12 protein-coding genes are annotated in these 14,426 nt (G+C 70.8%); 4 read left to right on the top strand and 8 right to left on the bottom strand.

Annotated features, from left to right (window positions below):
* Positions 1-97 precede the first annotated feature (97 nt).
* Positions 98-1,231 (top strand): membrane dipeptidase, encoded by a 1,134-nt coding sequence (locus C5708_RS04120; protein ID WP_242918160.1) that lies wholly within the window; start codon positions 98-100, stop codon positions 1,229-1,231.
* Positions 1,232-1,252: 21 nt separating this feature from the next.
* Here C5708_RS04120 and C5708_RS04115 read toward each other — a convergent pair whose 3' ends face one another.
* Positions 1,253-2,419: a serine hydrolase domain-containing protein gene (locus C5708_RS04115; RefSeq protein WP_242918158.1), complete on the bottom strand. Its 1,167-nt coding sequence runs from the start codon at positions 2,417-2,419 to the stop codon at positions 1,253-1,255.
* A gap of 41 nt (positions 2,420-2,460) precedes the next feature.
* Complete coding sequence (locus C5708_RS04110) at positions 2,461-3,375, bottom strand: isocitrate lyase/PEP mutase family protein (RefSeq protein WP_242918156.1); 915 nt, start codon at positions 3,373-3,375, stop codon at positions 2,461-2,463.
* A gap of 123 nt (positions 3,376-3,498) precedes the next feature.
* Here C5708_RS04110 and C5708_RS04105 point away from each other — a divergent pair, with 123 nt between their 5' ends.
* Both C5708_RS04105 and C5708_RS04100 read left to right on the top strand, forming a co-directional pair.
* Positions 3,499-5,697 carry a TonB-dependent receptor gene (locus C5708_RS04105; RefSeq protein ID WP_242918154.1) on the top strand — a complete coding sequence of 733 codons (2,199 nt, stop codon included), beginning with the start codon at positions 3,499-3,501 and terminating at the stop codon, positions 5,695-5,697.
* 10 nt (positions 5,698-5,707) lie between these two features.
* Complete coding sequence (locus C5708_RS04100) at positions 5,708-7,540, top strand: CocE/NonD family hydrolase (protein WP_242918152.1); 1,833 nt, start codon at positions 5,708-5,710, stop codon at positions 7,538-7,540.
* Between the two features lie 123 nt (positions 7,541-7,663).
* On the opposite strand, the gene C5708_RS04095 is transcribed toward C5708_RS04100, so the two are convergent.
* Genes C5708_RS04095 through C5708_RS04085 form a run of 3 tightly spaced genes read right to left on the bottom strand, consistent with a single transcriptional unit; the run spans position 7,664 to position 11,084 of the window.
* Positions 7,664-9,286 carry an AMP-binding protein gene (locus tag C5708_RS04095; protein ID WP_242918150.1) on the bottom strand — a complete coding sequence of 541 codons (1,623 nt, stop codon included), beginning with the start codon at positions 9,284-9,286 and terminating at the stop codon, positions 7,664-7,666.
* Positions 9,283-10,623 (bottom strand): MFS transporter, encoded by a 1,341-nt coding sequence (locus C5708_RS04090; protein ID WP_242918148.1) that lies wholly within the window; start codon positions 10,621-10,623, stop codon positions 9,283-9,285. The genes C5708_RS04095 and C5708_RS04090 overlap by 4 nt, the downstream gene beginning before the upstream one ends.
* Positions 10,620-11,084 carry a MaoC family dehydratase gene (locus C5708_RS04085; protein WP_242918146.1) on the bottom strand — a complete coding sequence of 155 codons (465 nt, stop codon included), beginning with the start codon at positions 11,082-11,084 and terminating at the stop codon, positions 10,620-10,622. The genes C5708_RS04090 and C5708_RS04085 overlap by 4 nt, the downstream gene beginning before the upstream one ends.
* An 81-nt stretch (positions 11,085-11,165) precedes the next feature.
* On the opposite strand from C5708_RS04085, the gene C5708_RS04080 reads away from it, so the two are divergent.
* Entirely contained in the window at positions 11,166-11,969 is an 804-nt protein-coding gene (locus C5708_RS04080) for a TetR/AcrR family transcriptional regulator (RefSeq protein WP_242918145.1), read from the top strand.
* A 72-nt stretch (positions 11,970-12,041) separates the two neighbouring features.
* On the opposite strand, the gene C5708_RS04075 is transcribed toward C5708_RS04080, so the two are convergent.
* The 3 genes from C5708_RS04075 to C5708_RS04065 all read right to left on the bottom strand — a co-directional run bounded on the left by C5708_RS04075 (position 12,042) and on the right by C5708_RS04065 (position 14,414).
* On the bottom strand, positions 12,042-12,413 hold the full coding sequence (locus C5708_RS04075) for a YidB family protein (RefSeq protein ID WP_242918143.1): 372 nt from the start codon (positions 12,411-12,413) through the stop codon (positions 12,042-12,044).
* A 37-nt stretch (positions 12,414-12,450) separates the two neighbouring features.
* Positions 12,451-12,840 (bottom strand): DUF3597 domain-containing protein, encoded by a 390-nt coding sequence (locus C5708_RS04070; RefSeq protein ID WP_242918141.1) that lies wholly within the window; start codon positions 12,838-12,840, stop codon positions 12,451-12,453.
* Positions 12,841-13,013: 173 nt separating this feature from the next.
* Positions 13,014-14,414 (bottom strand): efflux transporter outer membrane subunit, encoded by a 1,401-nt coding sequence (locus C5708_RS04065; RefSeq protein ID WP_242918139.1) that lies wholly within the window; start codon positions 14,412-14,414, stop codon positions 13,014-13,016.
* Between the last annotated feature and the right edge of the window lie 12 nt (positions 14,415-14,426).

Here is a 14,426-nt window from a genome sequence, read left to right as displayed (position 1 = left end):
GCCTTTTTCGTTGCTCCCCGGCTCCCAACGGCCCGCTTGCCAGTCTCGCCCGCGCCATACTATGAAATTGAGATCATAATTATAATTGGAGACGTCCATGCCGCCCCTGTCCCTGGCCACCCGCCGCGCCTTCATCGGCGGCGCGGGCGCGATCGCCGCCGCCTCGCTCTCCCCGGCTGAGGCGGCGGCGACGCGACAATACTCCCGCCGGACGATCGATCTGGTGGGACGCAGCCTGGTCATCGACATGCTGGCCCCGATCTTCATGGGCGATACGCCCGACCTCTACGACAAGGCCCTGACGCCCGCCAAGCTGGAGGCGTTCAAGGCCAGCGGCGTCACCGCCTTCCACAACTCGGTCGGCTTCAACGGCCCGGACTCCTACGCCGATGTCCTGACCTTCCTCTCGGCCTGGAGCGGCTTCATCGGCCGCAACAGCGACAGCTTCCTGCTGGTCGACCAGGCCGCCGACATCGACCGGGCCAAGGCCCAGGGCAAGATCGCGGTGATCCACGGCGTCCAGAACGCCGACCACTTCCGCACGGTCGACGACGTCAAGGCCTTCTACGACCTGGGCCAGCGGGCCTCGCAGCTCACCTACAACCGCCAGAACCTGCTGGGCTCGGGCAGCACCGAGCGCATCGACGGCGGCGTCACCGACTACGGCGCCCAGATCATCCAGAAGATGAACGAGGTGGGCATGCTGATCGATGTCTCCCACTCGGGCGACCGCACCACCCTGGACGCCATCGAGCTGTCCAAGGGCCCGATCGCCGTCACCCATTCCAACTGCCGCGCGCTCAACGACCACCCCCGGCTCAAGACCGACGAGGCCATCCGCAAGCTGGCGGCCAAGGGCGGCGTCATGGGGATCACGGCGGTGCGCAACTTCGTCTCGGCCAAGGAGCCGACCACGGTGGAGCACATCGTCGACCACATCGACCACGTCGCCAAGCTGGTCGGCTTCGAGCATGTCGGGGTCGGCTCCGACAGCGATCTCTACGGCTACGACAAGCTGCCGGACGCGGTCGTCAAGGAGATGCGCTCGCACTACAAGGCCAGCTACGCCTTCCGCGACAAGCTCGACACCGACGGCTACGACCATCCGCGCCGCATCTACGACCTCACCGAGGCCATGATCCGGCGGGGCTATTCCGACGCCAACATCCAGGCCGTGCTGGGCGGCAACTTCCGCCGCCTGCTCGGCCAGGTGTGGAAGGCGCCGACCTGACCGGCGCCTTCGCGGCGGGCGTCACTTGGCCGGCGGCTTGGGCTCGTAGGCCAGCACCGCCCGCCAGGCGGCGCCCAGTTCGGCGCCGTAGGCGCGCAGGGCGGCCTCGCCGCCGACATTGGCCAGCATGACCTTGCCGACGTTCGTCTTCGGGTCGATGGCCATGAAGGTGGAGACCCCCGGATCGCCGCCGAAATGGCCGACCGTCCCCTCGCGCCGGTGCTGCCAGAACACGCCCTGGTTCGGCTCCTTGGGCGACAGGCTCGCCGGCATGGCCCCGGCGGCGAACTGCGGCTTCAGCATCGCTTCGACCGAGCCCGCCTTGAGCACGCCGTCCTGGCCCGCCCGCCCCTTCAGCACCGAAGCGACGAACTTGGCGAGGTCCTCGCACGAGGTGCGCAGCCCGCCGTCCGGATAGGTGGCCAGGGTGTACACCGGATAGGGCTTGAGCTTTTCGTCGTACAGGGTCGCCCGCTCCGGCCCGGAGGTCTGGTCGGTCCAGCCCGAGCGGCTCATGCCCAGGGGCTCCAGAATGGTCTTGCGGGTGAAGTCGGCATAGGATTCGCCGGCCTTCAGCTCGACGATGTAGGCCGCCAGGGTCGCGCCGATATTGCTGTAGGCGTAGGCCGCGCCGGGCGCGGTCCTGGCGAAGTTGCGCTTGCTGTAGGTCTTGCCGCCGACGGTGAAGTAGTCCTTTAGGAAGCCGGCGATCTGCAGGTCGTTGCGGTCGCCCGCGACATAGCCCGCCTCATAGACCGCCTCGCGGTCGACTATGCCCGAGGTGTGGGTGGCGAGCTGGCGCAAGGTGATCGGCTTGTCGGGGAAGTCGGGGTTGCGCACCGGGAACGGCAGCAGCGTGTCGATGTCGTCGTCCAGCGTGAACCAGCCGCGCTCGACGCCCTTCATCAGGGCGACGCCGATCAGGGTCTTGCTGATCGAGCCGATCGGCTGGACGGTCTGGGGCGTGTAGGGCCGCTTGGAGGCGACGTCGGCGTAGCCGAAGCCTTTCTCGTAGATGACATGGTCGGCGTCGAACGCCGCCACGCAGAAGCCGGGAATGTGCGACTTGGCCTGCACCTCGCCCAGGGTCCGGTCGAGGTCGGCCGCCGTGCTCTGGGCGGCGGCGGCGGACGCGGCCGACAGGCCGGCGGCGAGGGTCAGCAAAGCAGCGCGGAAGCGTCTGGACATGGATCGTCTTTCATCGGCTGGAGGAAACGGAAGGGTCATGGTCAGGTCCTGGGCGCCGCCTGGGCCGTCCCGGCGTAGCGAGCGAAGGCCTCCAGGAAGTCGGGGCCGTCGACGGCGGCGTTGAGCGCGGCGCGGCTCATCGTGGCGTCCGGCGCGCCCGACGCCGCCAGGGCGGCGAGAGCCCCCTGCATCGCCGGGGCGGCGGCCTGGATCGCCGCGCCCGGGAACAGCGCCAGGGAGAAGCCGGCCGCCTCGGCGTCCCGCGCCGTGCGCAGGGGCGATGGGCCGCCGTCCAGCAGGTTGTGGACCAGCGGGACGGCCCCGCCGAACTCGCGCGCCAGGGTCTCGACCTGACCCGGCTCCGATAGCGATTCCACGAACAGCAGGTCGACGCCGATCTCGACGAAGGCCGCCGCGCGGCGAAGCGCCTCGTCGAACCCGGCGGTCGAGACCGCGTCGGTGCGGGCGCTGATCGCCGTCTGGTCGGAACGTCGAGCGTCCTGGGCGGCTTTCAGCTTGCCGGCCATGACCTCCAGGGGAACCAGCGGCCGCGTGGCCATGGCGTCGGCCGGCTTGACCTCGGCCTGGTCCTCGATCTGCACCCCGTCGGCGCCGGCCGCCTCGAACATCCGCACCGTCCGCGCCGTCTGGGCCGCATTGCCGAAGCCGCCGTCGGCGTCGACCAGGATGGGGATTTCGACCCGGTCGCGGATGCGCGCCAGGCTGTCGGCGATCTCGACCGGCGACAGCAGGCCGACATCCGGGCGCGCCAGCTGCGACCAGGCCAGGGCCGAGCCGGACAGGAAGGCCGTCTCGAAGCCGGCCTGCTCGACCAGCACGGCCGACAGGGCGTCGAACACCCCCGGAGCCCGCAGGATCGGCGAGCCGGCCGGCCCCGGCTTCAGCCGCCGGCGCGCCCCGGCCCGTCCTGGGCTCGTCCACGTTTCCAGACCCATTCCCCCTCCTCGTCCGGGGGGCCGGCTCGCCGCCGCCCCATAATGTTTTCGCCAGACAACCACCGCGTGATTGACAGTTATAATTGAGAATGATCTCATATTTAATAATTAAGGGGAGGAACCATGTCACGCTTCAATTCGAAGGCCTGCCTGAGCAGCGCCTTCGCTCTCGGCCTCGTCGGCCCTGTCTGGGCCGAAACCGTCGACGCCGCGCCCAGCGCGACCAGCACCATCGAGGAAGTGGTCGTCACCGCGCGCAAGCGTTCCGAACGCCTGCAGGAGACGCCGATCTCGATCACCGCCGTCACCGCCGAGGCGATGGAGCGCAAGGGGATCAAGGACGTCGCCGACATCGCCCGGCAGACGCCCGGCCTGCAATACGCCGACTATGGCGACCTCAAGCTGTCGCCGACCTCCCTGCGCGGCGTCGTCGGGGGCGCCGGCTCGGCCGGGGCCGACCCCGCCGTCGGCTTCTATGTCGATGAAATCTACCAGTCCCAGGGCGCCGGCGCCGACCTCGACCTCTATGACGTCGCCCGGGTCGAGGTGCTGCGCGGGCCGCAGGGCACCCTGTTCGGCCGCAACACCATCGGCGGGGTGATCAGCATCACCACCGAACGGCCGTCCGACACCCTGACGGCTTCGGTCACCGCCGACGTCGGCAACTACAGCGCCTACCGCATCGGCGCCTCGGTCAGCGGCCCCATCGTCGCCGGCCTGGTGTCGGGCAAGCTGGCCTTCATCAAGGACGAGCACGGCGGCTACGACCGCAACGTCTATCTGAACCGCGACGTCAACAACCACGACGCCTGGTCCACCCGCGGCCAGCTGCTGTTCGACTTCGCCCCGGCCACCAGCCTGCTGCTGACCGGCAGCTACCGCGAGGTCGACCAGGAACAGCTGGTCTTCGAGACCCTGCGCTACAATCTGAACGCCGACCTGCCGCAGGCTCTGATCGCCGCCGGCCTGCCGCTCAACACCAACCCCTACGACCGCAAGGTCTATTCCGACAGCCCCAACCAGGAACGCCTGCGGGCCTGGGACCTGGCGGCCACCTTCAAGACGCGGATCGGCGAGGTGGGCGTCACCAACATCGCCTCGTATCACTGGCACGACTACTTCAGCCGCAACGACACCGACCGCTCGCCGCTCAAGATGCTCTATGACGGCGACCCGGAGCGGGTGTCGCGCTGGTCCGAGGAGCTGCGCTTCGACTTCTCCACCGGTCCGGTCGACTGGCTGGCCGGGCTCTACTACTACCACCAGAACAGCGACAACCAGAGCTTCGTCGAGATCGGCTCAGATCTCGCCAAGAGCCTGGGCGACCCCTCGTTGACCGGGGTCCGCACGGGATCGAACGGCCAGCTCGAGACCACCAGCAAGGCGGCCTTCGTCAGCGCCACCTGGAAGGTGACCCCCCGCTTGGACGTCACAGTCGGCGGCCGCTACACGGTGGACGAAAAGACCATCCACTACGTGCAGCGCGACGTCATCAACCTGCTCGGCGGCAACACCGACGTCCGCGCCAACGGCTCATGGAGCCAGTTCACCCCCAACGCCAACATCCGCTACCGCTTCTCGCCCGACATCATGGCCTATGCGACGGCCAGCAAGGGCTTCAAGAGCGGCGGCTTCAACGACGCCCTGGGCAGCGCCGACGGCATCGCCTTCGGTCCGGAATCCCTGTGGAACTACGAGGTCGGCCTGAAGACCCAGTTCTTCGACCGCCGGCTCGTGGTCAACACCGCGCTCTATTACATGGCCTGGAGCAAGATCCAGCTCTCCGAGGACAATCCCGCCACGCCGGTCTATGACCCGATCATCCTCAACGCCGGCAAGGCCCACAGCCAGGGCGTCGAGATCGAGGTCACCGGCCGGCCGACCGAACGCCTGACCCTGGGCGGCAACCTGTCGATCCAGGAGGCGTTGTACGACGGCGGCCTTCTGCCGACCGGCGAGCCGTTGCACCACATCGCCTACGCGCCGAACTACACCGCCGACCTCAACGCCGAGTACCGCTTCCCGCTCCAGGGCCTGGGCACGGTGTCGCTGTTCGGCGAGTACCAGATGCGCGGCCGCACCTACATTTCCAACGACGCCGATCCGGACGGCGTCGTCCACGCCTACGGCCTGTTGAACGCCCGGCTGACGCTGACCTCGTCGGACGATCGCTGGCGCATCTCCCTGTGGGGCAAGAACCTCGGCGACGAAATCTATACGCAGCGCCTGTTCGACCTGTCGGGGCAGCCGCTGGTCGGCCAGAAGTTCATCATCCTGGGCGAGCCGCGCACGTTCGGCGTCGAACTCAAGCTCAAGTACTGAGGGGGCCGCCATGATCCGCAAGAGCGCACCGATCCTCGCCGCCGCCCTCACCGTCGCCGCGCCCGCCCTGACGGCCCAAGCCGCCGACGCGGCGAAGGCGCCGTCGGCCGCCGCCCGGCCGGCCGGCTGGAGCGACAAGTCCTACTACCTGCCGATGCGCGACGGCGTGCGGCTGGCGGTCAGCCTCTACTTCCCCGGCGGCGTGCAGCCGGCCAAGCCCGCCCCCGTCGCCCTGATCCAGACCCGCTACGGCCGAGCCAGCCAGGCCCGTGCGGGCGAGCCCTGGCGGCGCGCCGGCTATGTGGTGGCCGTCGTCGACACCCGCGGCTCGACCAGCTCGTTCGGCGGCCGGCTGATCGACATCGGGCCGGAGGAGCGCAAGGACATGGACGAGATCATCGCCCATCTGGCGCGCCAGCCCTGGTCCAACGGCCAGGTGATCGCCACCGGCACGTCGTACATGGCCGACACCGCCGACATGGTCACCAGCCGCCCTGCCCCAGCCCTGCTGGCCGCCATTCCGCGCCAGAGCGACTTCGACGTCTACGCCCACCTGTTCAATCCCGGGGGCGTGTCCAACGACTGGATGCTGAAGGCCTGGGGTACGGCGGTGCGAGACATGGACCTCGGGCGAGACCCCGAGGAAGGCCCCGCCGATTGCCGCAAGCAGGCCGCGGACTGCGCCAAGCTGTTCCCGACCCTTCAGCCGGTCGACGGCGACGAGGCCTACGCCAGCCTGCGCGCCGCCCTGAACGGCCGGGGCCGGCACTGGGGCCCCGAGGACTATCAGGGGATCGCCTTCCGCGACCAGCCCGGCCGCAACGGCTACAGCCTGTTCTCCTCCTCGCCCGCCGCCCACCTCGCCGCCATCCGCCGCGAACGCAAGCCGGTGCAATATTGGGGATCGTGGCTGGACGCCGGCATGGCCGAGGCCGCCCTGGCCCGCTATCGCTCCGCGCCCGAGGTTCCGGCCGAGGTCTGGATCACCGCCAACAACCACGGCCAGAGCGTGGGGGCCGACCCGTTCTTCCCCGACGACCGCGCGCCCAGGCCGGCGGCGGACGCGGTGAACGCCTCCAACATCGCCTTCGCCGACCGGGTGCGGGCCGGCGAAGCCATCGGCCGGCGCATCCACTACTATGTGATGGGCGCCAAGGCGTTCCGCGACACCGCCGCCTGGCCTCCCGCCGACGCCAAGCCCAAGCGGCTGTTCCTGGCGCCGGGACGGACGCTGGACTTCGCCGCCCCGGCGAAGGGCGGCCAGGACCGCTACGCCGTCGACTTCACCGCCACCACCGGCAAGGCCACCCGCTGGTCGACGCAATTCGGCACGCCGCCGGCCTATGCCGACCGCCGGCCGCAGGACGCCAAGCTGCTCACCTACGACAGCGCGCCGATGGACGCCGACACCGAGCTGGTGGGCACGCCGGTGGTCACCCTGCACATGGCGGCGCGCACCACGGACCCGGCGGTGTTCGTCTATATCGAAGACGTCGCGCCCGACGGCCGCTCGACCTATCTGGGCGAGGGCCAGCTGCGCGCCATCCACCGCAAGCCGGCCGATCCGGCCAGTCTGCCCTACGACCAGGGCCCGGCGCCGCACAGCTTCCGCCGCGCCGACGCCCTGCCGGTCAAGCCCGGCCAGATGATGACCCTGCGCTTCGCGCTGCTGCCGACGGCGGCCCTGATCAAGCAGGGACACCGCCTGCGGGTGGCCATCGCCGGCGGCGACGCCGACACCTTCCATCGCTATTCGCAAGGCAAGGCCGAGACCTTCACCGTGGCCTACGGCGGCGCGCAGGCCAGCCATATCGAGATCACCACCCGCCCCTGGTCTCCCTGACCGGCGGGCGGGCGCCCAAGGGCCGAACGCGATAGCCCGGCGCGCGCCACGACGACCTCATGAATGAAGATGGCGCATGGGGCGATCCGACGGATCGCCCCATGCCTTTCGCACCGCCGGCCGTCAGGCCAGGGCTTCGGCTCCCGCCGCAGCGCGGCGCTTCAGGGCGGTCTTGTCGATCTTGCCGATGGGCAGCAGCGGCAGCGCGGCCTCGAACACGAACCGCTTGGGCAGCTTGTAGTTGGCCAGCCGCTCGCGGCACCAGGCCTCCAGCTCCCCCGCAGCAACCGGCGGATCGGCGACCACGAAGGCCACGCCCACCTCTTGCCAGACGGGATCTTCCGCCGAGACCACGGCGACCTCGACCACCGAGGGGTGGGCCTCCAGCACCGCTTCGATCTCGCGCGGATAGACGTTGTAGCCGCCCGACTTGAACATCTCCTTCAACCGCCCGACGATGCGGTAGCGGCCGTCCGGGCGGCGCACGGCCAGGTCGCCGGTCCTGAACCAGCCGTCGGCGTCCAGGGCCTCGGCCGTGGCTTCCGGCCGGTTCCAATAGCCCAGCATGTTGTAGGCCGAGCGCGCCCAGACCTCCCCGGTCTCGCCGTCGGCCACGTCCCGCCCCTCGCCGTCGACCAGCCGGACCTCGACCCCGGGAAACGGGGCGCCGACCGAGGCGGACAGCAGCTCGACCTCGGCCGTGGGCTCCAACACGGTGATGCCGCTGGTGGTCTCGGTCATGCCGTAATTGGTCGCCAGGCGCGGATGCACGGCGACCAGCCGCTCGATGGTCTCGCGCGGCATGGCCGCGCCCTCCCACAGGATGAGCTGAACGGACGAGAGGTCGAACCTGTCGAAATCCGGCAGGTCGAGCTGCATGAGGAAGCAGCTCGGCACCGAGCCCCACATCGTGGCGCGCTCCTCGGCCATCAGGGCCAGGCACTCGCGCGGCTCGAACTGCTCCAGGAACAGGATCGTCCCGCCGGCCAGCAACGCCGGCAGGCTGAGATCCACCACGCAGCCGACATGGTTGATCGGGAAGTAGTTGACCGCCCGCAGGGGCCGCACCGGCCAGACCTGGTTCTGCGCCAGGCTGAACGCCGCCAGGCCGTGATGGTGCAGCAGCGCCCCCTTCGGCCGGCCGGTCGAGCCTGAGGTGTAGACTATCAGGCAGGGGTCGCGCCCGCCGCAGCCACGCCGCGCCTCGGCCAGGGCCTCCGGCGGGCGATCGTCGGCCAGGGCGATGAACGCCTCCCATGCCGTCACGCCGGGGGCGGACGGCTCGCCGGCGAAGGCGGCCACCAGCTCGAGGGCCGGCTGGCGCGCCCGCAGGGCCGCCAGGGTCTCGGCGTAGTCGCGCGGGCCTATCCGCGTGCGGGCCAGCAGCACCTTGGGCGCGGAGTCCTCCAGCACATAGGCCAGCTCCTCCAGCTGGTAGCGGGGGTTCAGCCCGATCCAGATGGCGCCGATCGAGGCGGCGGCCAGGAAGGCGATCAGATAGTCCGGATGCGGCGTCTGCAAGGTGGCGACGCGGTCGCCCTTGACGACGCCGGCGGCGATCAGGGCCCGCGCCAGCCGGTCCACCGCCGCGTCGAGCTCGGCGTAGGTCCAGCGGCGGCCGTCGAGGACCATGGCCTCGGCCTGGGGCGTGCGGGCGGCCATCCAGGCGCAGTAGTCGCTGATGCGCGGCAGCAGCGGCGGCGCCTCGAAGGACGCGGGCGCGGGCGACGAGGACACGGCGGTCATGCGGACGGCTCCAGGCTTTCGTCGGCGGCCCGCGACGGGTTGAGGAAGATCATCGAGGCCAGGGCCAGGGCCGCCGGAGCCAGCGCCACGAAGCCGGCGATCGCCGGCCCGGTCTTGCCGGTGAACGACAGCACCACGGCCGTCAGGGCGGGCCCCAAGGCGAGGCCGAGCTTTTCGATCGAGGTCCAGACGCCGGTGAACACGCCCTCGATGCCGTCGGCCTCGCCGTTCGCCGCGCCTCGCTCGCGGCTGGCGGCGTGGGCGACGTGGGCGGCCAGGGTGAACGGCAGCACCTGCAAGCCCGCGAAGGGCGCGCCGGCCAGGGTGAAGCAGGCCACGGCCACGGGCCAGGCCACGTGCAGCATGGTCGCGGCCCCGACGGCCAGCGCGGCGGCGGCGTAGCCGGCGGCGGCCACGCCCAGCATCCGGCTTTCGCCATAGCGGCGGCCGAGCCAGGACCAGACGGGCACGCTGAGGATGGTGGCGACCAGCAGGGCTCCCATCGCCGTCCCGACGTCGCCCTCCGGCCGGCCGAAGGCGCCGACGACGATGTAGGGGGCGGCGGCCGAAACCGCGCCGACGGCGGTGAGCTGCAACAGGAACGCGCAGCCCAGGCGGCGGAAATCGGCGTCGGAGAAGGCCAGGCGCAACTGGCCGATCAGCGGCGCCGGGGCCGGCCGCCCCGCGTTCGCGGCGGCGGGGCGGTCGTGACGGCGCAGCATGACCAGGGGGCTGACCATCGCGGCCATGCACAGGACGGCGACGCAGACCCCCATGGCCGCATAGCCGGCCCGGCCGCCGCCGAACGCCTGGATCAGGACCGGCGCGCCGCCGGCCCCGGCCAGGACGCCGACCATCGCGGCGGTCATCCGCCAGCCGACCAGCCGGGCCCGCTGGGCGGGTTCGGCGCCGATCTCGGCCGGAACGGCGCTATGGGGCACGGCGAACAGCGAATAGAGCGTGGCCAGCAGGAAGTAGCCGCCGGCCGCCCAGAGGAAGCCCGCCACGGGTCCGTGGACCGGGGCCCAGAACAGGGCGGCGAAGGCCAGGGGCAACCCGACGCAGCCGGCGGCCAGGAAAGGCCGCCGGCGGCCGAACCGCGAGCGGGTCCGGTCCGACCAGGCGCCGACGAACGGGTCCCAGAAGATGGCCCAGGCCTTGGGCGCGAACACGGCGGCGGCGGCCCAGGCCGCCGGCACGCCCAGCGTCTCGGTGCAGAAGTAGAGCAACAGCACCGTCGGCACGGTCGAGAACACGCCGTTGGCGAACGAACCGACGGCGTAGGCCGCCGTCTCGCCGCGCGACAGGGCCGGCGCGGGCGGGTGGGCGCGGCTCATGCGGACGGAGGCACCCAGGCGGTCAGCCAACGCGCGACCAGGGCCGGCCGCGGCTCGTTCTCGATCTCGATCTCGCAATCCACGCTCAAGATACGCCGCCCCTTCTCGTCCCATCGCTGCTCGGCGACCACGAACCGGCCGCGGACCCGGCTGCCGACCGGCACCGGCGAAACCAGCCGCACGCGGTCGAAACCGTAGTTGAGACTGTAGCCCGCCACCGCAGGATCGTCGCCCCATCCCTGGCCGACCGCGTCGTGGAACATCGGCGTCAGCAGGCCGATGGTCAGGAAGCCGAAGGCGATGGAGCCGCCGAAGGGGCCGTTGGCGGCCGCCCACTCGGGATCGATATGCAGGGGATCGGGGTCGAGCGTGGCCGCGCCGAAGGCGTCGATCATCTCCTGCGTCACGTCGATCCAGTTCGAGACGCCTATCTCGCTTCCGGGCGCGAAGTCTGACAGCATTCGAGCAGCGCTGGGATTGGACACGGCGTCTCCAGGCGGGTACAGGTTGAAATCACTAAATATGAGAATGACCTCAATTTTATGACCTCGTCAACCGCCTCTCACTCGTCATCGCCATCGGCGACGCTCGCCGCGCCCGAGGCCGGCCTTTCGTTCATAGATTTCCTGGAAGCGCGCCTGGCCTCGTCGCCGCCGCCGACCAAGGGCCAGCGCACGCGGGAGCGGCTGAAGATCGCCGCCGCCAAGGTCTTGGAGCAAAAGGGTTATCACGCCCTGCGGGTCACCGACGTCACCGAGGCGGCGGGGGTCGCGGAAGGCTCGTTCTACGTCTATTTCCGCGACAAGACCGACGCGACCATGGCTGTGCTGACCAGCCTCTTGGAAGATTTCTTCAGCGTCAATCTGACCAGCGACGCCGATGCGGGACCGTTCGACACCATCCGCCGCACCAACCGCCGGTGGCTGGCCATCTGCCGGAGCAATTCCGGCCTGCTCCGTTGCATCCTGCAGGTCGGCGACGAGGACCCGACCTTCGCCAAGATGACGCAGAACACCAATCAGAGCTGGTACGAACGCATAGCGGCCAGCGTCCTGCGCCGCTATCCCCAGGGCGCGCTGTCGGAAGGCGCCGTCATGCTGGTCGCCTATCTGCTGGGATCGATGATGGACGATCTGGCCCGCAAGCTGATCATCTATCCCGACGAGGGTCTGCTGAGCCTGCTGGCCGAGCTGGGAGCCGACGACATGGCCGCCGCCGACGCCGCCAGCGCGCTGTGGATGCGCGTGCTCTATCCCGGCGTGGTCATCGACAAGGAATTGCCGCCGGCGGCGCGGGCGATCGCCAACTGGCCGTCCGGCGTCACGGCGGCGGGCGACAAGGGCTAGAGCGCCCCTCGCCGAGGAAAATCCACGAAGAGACTGTCCGGCGGCCGCCCTGGGCCGCCGGACAGTTCCGAATCAGGCCGAGGCGCCGTCGTCCGGCGTCGCGGCGCCGGCGGCCGCGGCGGCCGGCAGGTGGTCGGCGACATGCTTCAGGAAGTCGTCGACCGGCAGGCCCAGCGACGAGGCCATCTGCTGCACCTGTTCATTGCCCAGGGCGCTGCGCAGTTGGTCGGTGCTGATCGGCAGGTTGTGGCCGTCGCCCAGCCAGGAGGCGACGTGGTCGGCCATGCCGTTGGCCGCCAGGGTTTCGAGAACCCCGCCGATGCCGCCGGCCGCGCCGCCCTGCTGGTTCGCGCCGCCCAGCAGCGCGCCGATGATGTTTCCGCTCTGATTTTCGCCGCCCTGCTGGTTCAGCAGGCCGCCCAGAACGCCGTCAAGCAAACCCATGTCATTCCTCCATCAAGTTCGGCCTGCGCCTCGGCGGTCAGCCTTGCAGGTCGGCCGGCACGACGCCGCCGTTCTCGGCCAGCTTCTTCATCACCTGCGCATGCAGCCAGATGTTCATGCTCGCGCTGTCGTCCGTGTCGCCATCATACTGCAACTCGCCGGCAAGGTCCTTGCGGTGTTGCAGGCTGCTGTCGAGATCGAGCAGCTTCATCAGGTCGACGATCGAGGTCCGCCAGTTGAGGTCCTCGCCCTTCTGATCCTCGATGCCGTCGAGGACGGCGGCGACGTCGACCGGCGCGGGCGGCGGCGGGGGAGCGGCCTCGGCGGCCGGGGCGGCGTCGGCCGGCGCGGAATCGGGCGCCGGGGCGGGCGCGTCCTGCCCGCCGTGGTGGAAGATCTTGTCCATGATGCTTGAGAAGATGCCCATGACGGACTCCGTTCGCGATGTATGACGGGGACGCGCACCGCCGACGGCCCAGGCGCGGCGCGCCCGAACCAGCCGGATTGGATTCAGATAGCGCAGCCGTGTGTCGGTAAGCTGACAGGCCAGGAACGCCCGGCGGCGCTTTCAGTTCACGCCGCCGGGTCGCGGGCGCCGCCTCAGGCGGTCCAGCCGCCGCCGAGCGCCTTGTAAACCGCCACCACGGCGGTGTTGACGCCGGTCTCGGCCACGCTCAGCCCATCCTCGGCGGCGAGCAGGGTGCGCTCGGCGTCGAGCAGGACCAGGAAGTCGATGCGGCCTTCCTTGTACTGGATGCGCGCCAGTTCGGCGGCGCGGCGGGAGGCGGCGGCCTGGTCCGTCAGGCTGGCGACCTCGGCCTGTTGCTGACGGTAGGCGACCAGCGCCGTCTCCAGGTCCTCCAGCGCCCGCAGCACGGTCTGGTCGTAGGCGGCCAGGGCGGCGTCGGCGCTGGCCTGCTGCGCGCGCAGCCGGGCGCGGGCGCCGCCGAGATCGAGGGCCGGCCAGCTGACGGTCGGCGCCACCGACCACGCCCGGCCCCGGGCGTCGGTCAGGGACGAGAAGTCTCCCGAAAGGAAGCCGATGAAGCCCGACACCCGCACCCGGGGAAACAGGTCGGCGGTCGCCACCCCCGCCCGCGCCGTCTCGCCGGCCAGGCGCCGTTCGGCGGCCTGGACGTCCGGCCGGCGGCGCAGCAGCTCGGCCGCGTCTCCGATCGGCAAGGCCCGCAACAGCGGCGGCGTGGCGGCGTCGCGCGCCTTGAGCGCCTCGTCGAGCGCGCCGGGGCGCTGGCCGAGCAGGACCGCCAGCCGGTAGTTGGCGCGCTTCTCGGCGGCGATCAGCGTCGGGATCTGCGCCTCGGTGGCGTTGAGGCGGGCCTGGGCGCTGGCCACGTCGACGGCGTCGCCCCGGCCGACGTCGAAGCGCACCTGCGTCAGGCGCAGCGTCTCGCGCTGGGTGTCGAGGTTGCGGCGCGCCACCGCGAGGCGGGCTTGCGCGCCGCGCAGCTCGAAATAGTTGCGCGCCACCTCGGCGGCGACCGCCACCTGGGCGTCGCGCAGGTCCGAGCGGGCGGCCTGGGCGTCGGCCTTGGCCGCCTCGACGGAATGCCGCACCCGGCCGAAGAGGTCGATCTCCCAGGCGGCGTCGAAGCCGGCCTGATAGCTCTCGACGTGCGTCGGCTGATCGGAGAAGCCCGGCTGCTGCTGCTTGCTGGCGGCGTAGCCGGCCCGGCTGGTCACCCGCGGCGCGAAGTCCAGCTCGGCGTCGCGGAACAGGGCCCGGGCCTGGCGCACCCGGTCGCCGGCGATGCGCAGGTCGAGGTTGCCGGCCAGGGCGCGGGCGACCAGGTCGTCGAGCGTCGGGTCCTGGAAAGCCCGCCACCACGACGCCTCGGGGGCGGCGCCGACCGCGAAGGCCTGGGGATCGGCGTTCTGGAAGGTCGGCGGCGCGACCGTCGGCGCCTGATAGCGGGGACCGACGGCGCAGGCCGAGACGAGAAGCGCGGCGGCGAGCGCGGCGGCGGGACGGATCGGGATCATGGTCGGGTTCCG

It is taken from the genome of Caulobacter sp. CCUG 60055, assembly GCF_022750545.1.
Classification (GTDB): domain Bacteria; phylum Pseudomonadota; class Alphaproteobacteria; order Caulobacterales; family Caulobacteraceae; genus PUIC01.
Note: the sequence above shows the minus strand (reverse complement) of the source record. Positions and strands in the feature narration are given on the sequence as shown.